This is a genomic window from Lentibacillus salicampi (genome assembly GCF_004565465.1).
In the GTDB taxonomy this organism is placed as follows: Bacteria; Bacillota; Bacilli; order Bacillales; family Amphibacillaceae; genus Lentibacillus; species Lentibacillus salicampi.
The window spans coordinates 23925-34841 of sequence record NZ_SRHY01000032.1; the positions used below are offsets into that span (position 1 = coordinate 23925).

At 39.8% G+C, this 10917-nt stretch carries 10 protein-coding genes; 5 read left to right on the forward strand and 5 right to left on the reverse strand.

The window, feature by feature from the left end; translation table 11 throughout:
- Positions 1–251: 251 nt before the first annotated feature.
- Positions 252–1151: a glycine betaine ABC transporter substrate-binding protein gene (locus tag E4U82_RS14725; protein ID WP_135110916.1), complete on the forward strand. Its 900-nt coding sequence runs from the start codon at positions 252–254 to the stop codon at positions 1149–1151.
- A gap of 219 nt (positions 1152–1370) precedes the next feature.
- On the forward strand, positions 1371–1949 hold the full coding sequence (gene cudC, locus E4U82_RS14730; RefSeq protein WP_135110917.1) for a choline uptake/conversion transcriptional regulator CudC: 579 nt from the start codon (positions 1371–1373) through the stop codon (positions 1947–1949).
- Between the two features lie 218 nt (positions 1950–2167).
- Here the strand turns inward: cudC and E4U82_RS14735 are convergent, their stop codons facing one another.
- The 5 genes from E4U82_RS14735 to E4U82_RS14755 form a co-directional block, all read right to left on the reverse strand.
- The gene (locus tag E4U82_RS14735; protein ID WP_135110918.1) at positions 2168–3745 is read right to left on the reverse strand and encodes an FIMAH domain-containing protein; all 1578 of its coding nucleotides are present in this window, start codon (positions 3743–3745) and stop codon (positions 2168–2170) included.
- 337 nt (positions 3746–4082) lie between these two features.
- Positions 4083–5144 (reverse strand): ABC transporter ATP-binding protein, encoded by a 1062-nt coding sequence (locus tag E4U82_RS14740; RefSeq protein ID WP_135110919.1) that lies wholly within the window; start codon positions 5142–5144, stop codon positions 4083–4085.
- Positions 5145–5179: 35 nt separating this feature from the next.
- Entirely contained in the window at positions 5180–6862 is a 1683-nt protein-coding gene (locus E4U82_RS14745; protein ID WP_135110920.1) for an ABC transporter permease, read from the reverse strand.
- A gap of 13 nt (positions 6863–6875) precedes the next feature.
- The gene (locus tag E4U82_RS14750; RefSeq protein ID WP_135110921.1) at positions 6876–7889 is read right to left on the reverse strand and encodes an ABC transporter substrate-binding protein; all 1014 of its coding nucleotides are present in this window, start codon (positions 7887–7889) and stop codon (positions 6876–6878) included.
- A 25-nt stretch (positions 7890–7914) separates the two neighbouring features.
- Positions 7915–8673, reverse strand: coding sequence for an HAD family hydrolase (locus E4U82_RS14755; RefSeq protein WP_135110922.1), 759 nt, complete (start codon positions 8671–8673; stop codon positions 7915–7917).
- Positions 8674–9042: 369 nt separating this feature from the next.
- Between E4U82_RS14755 and E4U82_RS14760 the strand changes: the two genes are divergently transcribed.
- The 3 genes from E4U82_RS14760 (at position 9043) to E4U82_RS14770 (ending at position 10720) form a co-directional block, all read left to right on the forward strand.
- Complete coding sequence (locus tag E4U82_RS14760; protein ID WP_135110923.1) at positions 9043–9264, forward strand: DUF2829 domain-containing protein; 222 nt, start codon at positions 9043–9045, stop codon at positions 9262–9264.
- 55 nt (positions 9265–9319) lie between these two features.
- Entirely contained in the window at positions 9320–10075 is a 756-nt protein-coding gene (locus E4U82_RS14765; RefSeq protein ID WP_135110924.1) for a 3-oxoacyl-ACP reductase, read from the forward strand.
- A gap of 135 nt (positions 10076–10210) precedes the next feature.
- Entirely contained in the window at positions 10211–10720 is a 510-nt protein-coding gene (locus tag E4U82_RS14770; RefSeq protein WP_135110925.1) for a QueT transporter family protein, read from the forward strand.
- Positions 10721–10917 lie beyond the last annotated feature (197 nt).

Genomic DNA, 10917 nt, shown 5'->3' on the forward strand with positions numbered 1-10917 from the left:
AAGAAATATAAAATCTTTGCATGGTTGGTAAGAAAACGATGAGACGAGATGAATTGAATTTTGGGTTTGACAAAACAATATCTTTCGTTATCCTGTATATATGCAGGGTTCATTTAAAAAATATTAAATGTATTTAATTTAATAAAGGAAGGTGAAATGAAGTAAACGAATCGTTCTCCGGGCAAAAATGAGTTTGATTTTCAAAAAAGAATTTGCCTAAATTATTAAACTAGAAAGGTGTATGTTATTTAATGAGTTTTCATAGAAAAGGTCAATTGATTTTATTCACCGTTCTACTTATCGTGCTATCAGCTTGCGGTTCAAATAGTGGAAGTGATGGATCGGACAGTACAAGTGATGCATCAAATGAAAATAAAGGCGAAATCACGATTGGACAGATTAATTGGCCTGAAAATATAGCTGTTACGAATATGTGGAAGGCTATCTTAGAAGATGAGGGTTATGACGTGTCGTTGGACCTTATTGAGATGGGTCCCCAAATGGCTGCTATAGCTGAAGGAGATTTGGATGTAGCACCGGAAGTTTGGCTGCCGGTACAGGATAAGAGTTATTATGAAAAATATAAAGACGAAGCTAATTTTTTCGAAGACCCCTGGTATGAAAATGGGAGAGTTGGATTGGTCGTTCCAGCATATATGGAGAACATCAACAGCATTGAAGATTTAAACGAAAACAAAGATCAATTCAATGGTGAAATAGTAGGGTTTGAGCCTGGGGCAGGAACAATGCTGGTAACAGAAGATGTCATTAAAGAATACGGCCTTGATTATGAATTGATAGAGAGCAGTACAGCCGCTATGGTTTCATCCATAAAAAGTGCTGTGGAGCAAGAAAAACCTGTCCTTGCCCCGCTATGGAAACCACATTATGTGTTTTCTGAAGTGGATTTGAAGTTTTTGGATGACCCAAAAAAGACCTATGGGGAAATAGAAAAAATTTATATGGCAACTCGTGACGATTTCTCCTCAGACTTTGAAAAAGTTAGCAAATGGCTGCAAAACTTTAAATTGACGGATGAGCAGCTTGGTGAATTAATGCTTAATATCGAAGAAAACGAAGAGGACCCCATAAAAGGTGCTGAAAAATGGGTGGAAGAAAATCAGGATGTCATTGACGAATGGATGAAATAAAAATAAGGGCAAGAGACGATTCTCGATAAAAGAATCGTCTCTTTTCTATATGAAAGTGGTACCCATGTGTATTACCGGTAGGATCATTTTGTGTTGGTGAATTTATGTTGCATATCAGTCATATTCAGTATAAAATGAAAGAAACATTTAAGTAATTATGAATGAATTTAACAGCTCAGGGTGTCTGATGCTCTTATTTTCCACAAAAGGGGTGCCATCATGGAAGGGAATCGGAATAATATAAAATATGAAATGGACCAAGAGAAAATCGACCAAGCGGAACGTATAATGGTTAATACGATTTCAGAAACGATGGATCTTTATGGTGTAACTCCTTCAGTGGGACGTTTGTACGGCATGATGTATTTTACACATCAGCCCATTACCCTGGATGAAATGAAAGAAGCGCTCGGTATGAGCAAACCAAGTATGAGTACATCTGTTAGAAAACTTCAAGATATCAATATTGTCCAAAAGGTGTGGCAGAAAGGCTCCAGAAAAGATTCATTCGTAGCTGAAAAAAATTTCTTCAATTATTTCTCTCAATTCTTTGGTATGAAATGGGAACGCGAAGTCGAGATGTTTTTGGTTAGTATCAGGAAGACTCAAGAGCAACTCAATGAGGTAATTGAAAATAGTGAGACGGATGAAACATTACGGGAAAGAGCCAGGTTGGATTATCAACAACTTGATGAAGCCTTGATCTATTATCATTGGCTGGAGCGGCTTACCAAACTAACGAAATCCGGCGAAATATATAATTATATCCCCGTAGAAGATACAGATAAAAGGGATTAGTAATTGTTAAGATGTCGCTTAGGTTTCCGAATTACCTCAGAAACGAACTGCCTGAAATGTGTTATGGATTTCCTGAGGATGCAGACGTGCAACATAACATTATCAAATAACGATTAATTTATCCTTTTTTTTGAATAGATCAGAATAGAGACGAATATAGTATATAAAAAGAGAGGGCTGGTCCCCTCTCTTTTTTGGCTGCATTTGACTTTGTTAAGTTACCATTTTTTGATGAATTCGTTCGCATTCCTCATGAGGTAGTTGTAAGCATTATCGGACATTTGATTGTTTTCTTTTCTGTGTTCCAATAAAGACTTAACTTTAGTCATGTGTTTAATAGCTTTTTCCGAATCATTTTCTTCTATAAATTTGTTGACTGTTTTTAATTGAGCTTTCAATGATTGAGCAACGCCATGGTTTACGAACGCCCCGCCATCCTCAAATTTTTGGATGACTCCCTGCATTTCCGGAACACTTTCTGCTAAAGTTATTGCAGTTGTCATTAGCTCATTACTTACATTTCCGAATGCATCAATAGCCTGTACATTCATTTGATATGCTGTAGCTGGTTGAAGATTGTTCACAGGAAATGTTAATGAACTTGGGACCTCTCCTTTGTAGTATTCCGAAAACGCCTTGTACTGATTTGTGACTTTACCGGTTTTTTGATTTATGGCAGTTACTTGATAAGAATGTGTTAATAAATTATCAAATGCCTGCGGGAAAGAAATATTTAAGCTATTCACCGTCAATCGACTAACGGAAGGATTCGCATTCTTATCGAAATAAGGGCTTTCCTGATCACGATTGTCTGTGTATTTAAAGCCTTCATTACTTTTTACCGGCGTTTCAATAACCCAGGGGTCCTGCACCCATCGTTCACCGGTAAAGTTACGGCGTTTGATGACAACCTCGTTATCATAGACTTTCACAAGAAGGCCGTTACTAACCTCTGTCTCAGGGACTTCACCTTGAAGATATCCCTTTTCTGTCCACATATAAGATATAGAACCCGAATTGACAGCGGTGTAGTCTTTTTGATAGACAGATCTTGGGTCACTTATGGGATAGTGCGTATGGCCGGCCATTAAGACGACTTGTGGATACTGTTTAAGCGTTTCGCGAAGCAGTCTCTGGTTATCATTTTCGATATACCAATCTTCCGTGCCGTATGTTGTGTCTTTAATACCATGGTGCAAGAAAATGAAAATTGGTTTATTCGGATCCCTCTGTTCGGATTGCTTTAATTGGTCTCCTAACCACTGAACCTGCTCTTTTGAATAGAAGTAACCACTCTCTTCACCCATCATGATAAAGTCGTAGTCTTTGATAGTTTTGTGATAGTAAAGAGATTCCATGCCTGTTTTATCAAAAAAACGTTGTTGCGACCCCTCGGGTGTGAGGCCGTTATAATCATACTCATGATTTCCAATACCAATGAGTTGCTCCGCCTGAGGCTGAACATGTTTATTAAAGACGGATGACCATGTGTCATATTCCTCTTCATAGCCATGACTGGTTAAGTCGCCAATAAAAACGAGCGCATCTTGATTTGGTGCTAGTTCATTAAGTTGATTCATAGCATTGTCAAATCTCTCCGGGCCACCTTCATCTCGACCGATTTGTGTGTCGCTGATTACAGGAAAAACCAAATTTGGTTCTTCCAAAGTGGTATTCGAATCTCCCGAATGATCTTCTGCCTGTGTGTTCCAAGGATATGCAGTCATTCCCAGTGAGAAAACTAGAATTGTTGCAACAAGCAATTTTATAAAATTCTTCTGAAAAACATTTGACATGTAAGTACCTCCTGAATCTTGGTTTTTTCGATGGACAAGAAAGTATAAAATTTTTGGCTATATGAAACTCTTTGTCAGCAATAGCCATGTCCAGCTCTAGCGCTTGCCCCCTCGAGGTCTTAAGCCATCATTTTACGTGGCAAAACCCGCCACTACAAATGCTTGCTTAAGCTTTTCGGGGGTGAACGAGGCGCCCTTCTCTTTTCTTAGTGGATCGAAACAATGTAATTTATAGAAGGTTTCCTTTGCCTCAAAAATCACCTCTTTTCCATTTAACTTAATGAAAGTATTAATGGATGGTGCTGCAGTTTATTGAAGCAAAGCGTGGTTTTACCTATTAAAACTCGGTATAATGAATGGTGTGTGGAGCCGATGGAAGTTCAACCCCTATATGATCGCCCTTTTGATAATTTATTGCATCACGTGGATTGAATTCATCAACCATCAACTCCTGTTCACCAACTTGAATAAAATAGCGCGTGAAATTCCCATTATACACAGCGTTTGTTAAAGTACCTTTAATAGAGCTTTCTTCATTTATTTTAATTTGTTCTGGGCGTATGAGCACTGTAAATTCTTCGTTTTCCGTATCACTGACAGAATCGTCAACCGGAAAACGGAGTATCCCTGCATCAAAACATCTTCGTCCCTCTGCCATAACTATCTTTCCGGTCAAGAAGTTAGCATGTCCAACAAATGTAGAAACAAATTTGTTATTCGGATAATTATAAATGACATCTGGTTTATCCAACTGTTGAATCGAGCCACCATTTAAAACAGCAATTCGATCAGAGATACTTATCGCTTCCTCTTGGTCGTGTGTAACGAAAATAACCGTTAAGTTTAACTTATCTTTAATTTTGCGAATTTCTTCCCGTAACACCAAGCGCAGATTAGCATCTAAATTCGATAATGGTTCGTCCAACAGCAATACTTTTGGTTTTAGCACGAGACAACGGGCAATAGCAACCCGCTGTTGTTGGCCGCCGCTTAATTCACTAGGTTTTCGATCAGCATGTTCCCCTAATTCCACCTGTTCCAAAGCTGTCATAATGTGCTCATGCCGATCTCTTTTTATTTTTTTCTGTTTTAGCCCATACGCAACATTTTCATATACTGTCATGTGTGGGAACAACGCATAATTTTGAAACACCATACCAGTTGATCGTTTCTCGGGTGACAGGTTATCAATTCGTTCACCATCTAAAATAATTTCACCAGAGTCTTGTTTATGAAAACCGCCAATGGTTCTTAGAAGGGTTGTTTTTCCACAGCCACTTGGTCCTATGAATGAGACGAGTTCCCCCGCTTCAATAGATATCGATATATTGTCAACTGCTTTCACATCATCAAAATATTTATATAAATTGTTTAGTTCCAGAAAGTGTTCTTTTGCCACTTAGCAATCCTCCTTACTCTAAATCCATGTACCACCTATATTCGAACACCAGTTCTTCGTTCGATAAACTTCAATAATGCCAAGCACATTAATACAATGACGATCATAATGAATGACATAGCAGATGCTAAGCCGACTTTTCCTTGTTCAGCCAGGTTCAAAATATAAACGGCTACCAGGTTGGTCCCTGGTGAAATTAGAAATACAACCGAACTAATCGAAACCATTGCTGTCATAAAGGCGTAAACAAAGCCTGCTACAAATGCTGGTGTTAACAATGGGACGATGACCTTGAAAAATGTTTTATATGGCCCTGCACCAAGGTCATTCGACGCTTCTTCCATTGACATGTCAATTTGATGCATTTTACTGATCGCGGCTTCTAAGCCGACACCAATTTTTCTAAAGGTCATATTAAGTACCAATAAGAGTACTGTTCCGGTTAAGAAGAATGGCGGCCCATTAAAAATCAGCACGTAGCCGATCCCCATTACGGTACCAGGTACAGCCAACCCGAACAGCGTCAAAAATTCTAACATTTTTTTACCTGGGATGACTTTTCTGGCAAATAGGAAACCTTGCAGTATTCCGAGTCCAGCAGCCAGCAGCGCACTAATCAAGGAAACCAGTAAACTATTATACAATGAACCCCAGCCTGTCTGATTATTAAAGTGGTCTAGTGTAAATGTATTATTAATGCCAATAATTTTTACAAATGCACCAAGAACGACCATAACAAACATTAGTAAGACGAAGGCCGAAAAGATTGTACTAATCGTTCCAACAAGTGCTTTAACCGGTTTGGATAATGGAACATTGGCAATTCCCGAATCACCGCTAATGGTTGCTATATCACTGTCCTTCAAAATATACGTCTGAAAGATAAATATAATTAAACTGGGCAAAATTAAAAACACGCCCAGTACTGCGGCTTGTTCAAGGTTTTGTTGACCGACAACTAATAGATAAGCTTCAGAAGCCAGGAAGCTTTCTCCTCCCCCAATAATAAGTGGGTTGGAAAAGTCAGCAAGTGCCATAACAAAAACAAGTAAAGCTCCTTTAATAATGCCTGATTTGGCCAGTGGCAATGTAATACCACCAAGTGTTTTCCACTGGTTGGCACCTAAGTCTTGTGCAGCATATTCCAGGTTGGCGTTCATATTACGAAACGTACTTTCAATTAACATGTAGCCAATTGGAAAATAGCCGATAATTTGCGCGAGTACAACGCCCCAAAATCCATAAATACTAAATTCTGGTCCAAATAGATCGCCAAAAAAGTTTGTAACAACCCCACTTCTACCAAACAATATGATTAACGCTAATGAAAAAATAAATGGTGGTGCAACGAGTGGCAATAAAGCTATTCCCTTGTAGGATTTTGCAAGAAAATTATTTGACCTTGTCACGTATAGAGACACGGCAACACTCAACATGACGACAACGAACGTCGTGATTAGTGACGACATGACACTATTATAGAGTGCATTTAGATAGTAGGATTCCTGAAAAAACTTCGTATAATATTCGAAAGTAAAGCTGCCAGTTCCCAATCCGAAACTTTTTAATAGAACGGCAAAAACTGGTGCTACGATGAATAATAGAATTGCCAGTGCTAATATAATGGTTAAAATAGCAAACCATGGTTCAGCCCAGAACCGTCTCCATGTTCCCGGAGACGGTTTCTGCTGAACGTTTGAAGGTTGTACTGATTCCAAATCTTACACCTCCTTATTCAGAAAATCTTTCACGCCATTCTTCCATTATCCGATCACGATTCTCTTCAGCCCATTCCGCATCGTAATCAATCAAATGCTCTTCTACGCCATCTACCGTTCCTTCGATGCCTGGTTTCGTTACCATGGAACGATGCTTAGCAGAACTTTCCATACCCTTTTCAGATCCGATATAGTCGATGACTTCCTCTACAGTTTCACGGTTTTCCGTATTTTTGAACATCCAAATAACGTCAAGGTCGTAACCAACGCCTTCTGATGGATAAACAGGTTTTAATGGATAGCCCTCATCAATGCGGTTGTATACTGCTTGGTCCCACGTAATACCGACTGCATATTCCCCTTGTGAAACCATCTGGGCAGGGGCATCACCTGATTTGGTATATTGACCGACATTTTGGTTAAGCTCCTCAAAGTATTCCCATCCTTCTTCTTCACCCATAATTTGCATAATAGTAGAAACAAATAAGTATGCTGTACCAGAAGTACCTGGGTCAGGCAGTACAATTTCACCTTTATATTGTGGATCAAGTAAATCTTTCCATGATTGAGGGACGTCAAGGCCTTTTTCTTCTATAATATCCTCATTAATTGCCAGTAAATTAAACCAGTAAGACCAGCCGTACCATTTTCCTTCTTCATCTTTAAACTCATCTGGAACATCTTCCCATGTCGGGGATTCATACGGTTCAAGGTAATCTTCTTTCTCTGCTTTTAGTGCAATACTGTGCAGCATTCCCCATTGCATGTCTGCACCAAAATTAGGAGCCTCAGACTCAATTCTGCTCCAGCCTTCACCACTGGACAGACGTAATACGTTTACATTAATCCCGGTGTCTTCTTTTAAGTCTGCTACGAAATCCTGCATTTCTTCTGAATCATTATGTGTATAGACGTCAATTTCCTTATCAGTAGAATCTGAATTATCATTTGAACTGGAACTGTCACTACATGCAGCTAACATTACCGTTAAAGTTAGTACAAAAGAAACGATTAAAAACTTCTTCATTACGATAAAAACTCCCTTTTTATTATTATTTTGCAATTGTAATAGAATCATAAGTTCGAATAATGTGATCAGCATCTATTAAATGATCAGCCGTTTGATTAGATTCTGCAACGATTCCAATACTTGCAACTGTATTTCCTTTTTTGCCAAGTATCATATCACCATTAGAGTCACCTATAATTAATGCGCGTTCCGGGTGTATTCCTAGTTCCATACAGGCCTTATAAACCATATCGGGAAACGGTTTACCGTGTTTAACCTGGTCATGGCCTATAACGCTACAAAAATACGACTTTACTTCCAGTGCCTGTAAATGGCTTAATGCCTGTTCGTGGTTATCAGAAGTAACAACCCCAAGTTTCACGGAATGTGTGTCTGCTTGCCGCAGCAGATTGGCTAATCCAGTGACTGGCTTAATGGATTCTTTCCAGTCATTTTGTTGTTCCATTTCGGCGTGTGCATTTGTGACCATCTCTAATGCCGCGTTCCATGGCAGACCTCGTTTATATAGATGTAATGCACAAATTGTTTTCAGTTCATCAAGTGATCCGATACATAATGGCCCCGTTGGATCCCATGCACGTTGACTGTCTAGAAAACCAATGGCATCTGATAGTATATCTCTATCCTTTTCAGGCAATTTTGCTTTTGACATAATGGCAGCAATCAATTGTTCCGCCCAGATCACCCACAATGAGCTAAATTCAATTAACGTTCCATCCTTATCAAAGAGAATCCCATCAATGTTGTATGTTTGTTGTTGATTGATCGTACATTTAGCCATTTTCTACCGTCCTTTTGTTTTCGTGAAAAGGTCTCCATGGTCTGTTTTTTGGTGTATAACAAGAGTCAAAGCCTATTTCACCCCCCCCCTTTAATACGAAGACCATATAGTGGAATCATTTTTGGAAACCACGTAAATAAGAAGTAAGTTTATTAATGTATTAACTATTAAAAAATAATTAAACATTATTAACAAACTTTACACTTTTATACCATAACGTACGAAACGGATACCGTCAAATGCAATTTGGCTAAAATTTAAAAAAACGGCATAGAAAGAACTTATATGGTACGACTCATGATAAAATACAATTATAAGTGTATATTCAACTCGTAATATTATTAGGAGTATAACGAAAGGATGAAATCAATGACATTTGAAGAAATTCTTCCACACTTAAAAGCAGGTAAAAAGATTATCCGCGAAGGCTGGGGTAGTGCCGAATTATATGTGAAGCTTGTTGGAGAAAGTACGCATGACGGGGAAACGTTAAATCCGTATATGCTGATTAATGTAGAAGGAGAAGGCTATACGATGTTTACGCCGGCTGTGTGTGATATTCTTGCGGAAGATTGGACGATTGTGGAATAGCTGTTGAAAGAGCCTGCAACTACGATGGGTTTGTTATATAAGAAAGGAAGAGTTTATGCGTTTTGATGAATTTGCAGGGAAGACGGTGTTTGTTACGGGAGCGGCCTCAGGTATAGGACGGGCACAAGCAATTGCGTTCCTTAACAATGGTGCGAATGTATTTGGATTTGACCTTAGTGAAGACGGACTGCGTGGGTTTGCGGATCAATACGGGGAACGTTTTACGTATGCGGTTGGGAGTGTGACAGATCGAGCGGCGGTTGAACGTGCTGCCGTGGAAGCATTGGCGGCTTTCAATAACGTTGATGTTTTGCTGAATACAGCAGGGGTTTTAGATGATTATGCTAAAACATTGGATACCGATGAAGCATTGTGGGATTTGACGATGGATACGAATGTGAAAGGAATTTATTTGGTAACGAATGCTGTTCTTCCAGGAATGCTTCGGCAAGGATCAGGCGTGATGGTGAATACGGCGTCGATTGCAGGGTTTGTTGCAGGTGGCGGCGGTGCGGCATATACCGCGTCCAAACATGCCATTATCGGTTACACGAAACAGCTGGATTATGATTATTGCCGGGATGGTATTCGGGCCAATGCCATTGCACCTGGTGCGATTCAAACGCCGATGAATCAGGCCGATTTTGCGGGCGACGGCGAGGTGGCTAGGTGGGTTGCTGATGAAACACCTGCAGGACGGTGGGCACAGCCGGAAGAAGTTGCGGATCTGACGCTTTTTTTGGCAAGTCATGCCGCGGATTATATTCATGGTGCGATTGTACCGATTGATGGCGGATGGACTGCAAAATAGGATATAGGCAGGGTGCGATCTTTTTGGTACACTTAATTGGCAGGCAATCGTGTGTCTGCACTGTGGAACTTATCTTCTTTAGCCACAGTTATTACTAAAACAGCGGTCTGGCTGTTTTACAAAGGAGACGAAAAAATGGATAAAACAATTTCTGCTGCCCCCTCACGCATCTCTATAGGGGAGCTGACGAAGATTTCCCTCGTTGCAGCATTGTATTTTGCTGTGACTGCCTCATTTGCCGTCGTGGGTTTCGGTGCCGTTCAACTGCGGTTTTCCGAGATGTTTAACTATCTGGCATTGTACAATAGACGCTATGTAATTGCTGTTACATTAGGCGTTGTTTTCGCAAACTTTCTCTCCCCCACATGGTTTCTCGATGTTCCGATTGGCGGTCTGGCGACATTTGTCGTGCTGCTTATTTGCCGCGCCGTGACAAGACACATCAAAAATGAGATTGCCAAAATTGCGGTTACCGCGGTGATTTTTGCTGTCTCGATGTTTACCGTTGCAACGCAGTTAACGATCCTGTTCGATCTGCCATTCTTTTACACATGGTTAACGGTTGGGGCAGGTGAGTTATTATCGATGACAATCGGGGGTATGGTCGTCTACTTTTTAGGGAAAAAAATAGACTTGAGCAAATGATGGATAAAGACACTGGATGGTGAATTGAGAAGAATTTTGATTAGTTTCCCTGAAAGCACCACAAAGGACTGCCTAGGAGCCTTGGACAGAAGTATTTCAAAAAATCCCGCTTCATTTCACTACAACCTATTTTTATGTAAAAAAATGGAAATGATTTAAAAAAGGGTATGCCAAATAAGCTTCACGTTTATGTCATT

Bases quoted from the DNA above. Each gene is read 5' to 3' on its own strand.
- E4U82_RS14725 (WP_135110916.1), top strand. From the start codon at position 252: ATGAGTTTTCATAGAAAAGGTCAATTGATTTTATTCACCGTTCTACTT.
- cudC (WP_135110917.1), top strand. From the start codon at position 1,371: ATGGAAGGGAATCGGAATAATATAAAATATGAAATGGACCAAGAGAAA.
- E4U82_RS14735 (WP_135110918.1), bottom strand. From the start codon at position 3,745: ATGTCAAATGTTTTTCAGAAGAATTTTATAAAATTGCTTGTTGCAACA.
- E4U82_RS14750 (WP_135110921.1), bottom strand. From the start codon at position 7,889: ATGAAGAAGTTTTTAATCGTTTCTTTTGTACTAACTTTAACGGTAATG.
- E4U82_RS14755 (WP_135110922.1), bottom strand. From the start codon at position 8,673: ATGGCTAAATGTACGATCAATCAACAACAAACATACAACATTGATGGG.
- E4U82_RS14760 (WP_135110923.1), top strand. From the start codon at position 9,043: ATGACATTTGAAGAAATTCTTCCACACTTAAAAGCAGGTAAAAAGATT.
- E4U82_RS14765 (WP_135110924.1), top strand. From the start codon at position 9,320: ATGCGTTTTGATGAATTTGCAGGGAAGACGGTGTTTGTTACGGGAGCG.
- E4U82_RS14770 (WP_135110925.1), top strand. From the start codon at position 10,211: ATGGATAAAACAATTTCTGCTGCCCCCTCACGCATCTCTATAGGGGAG.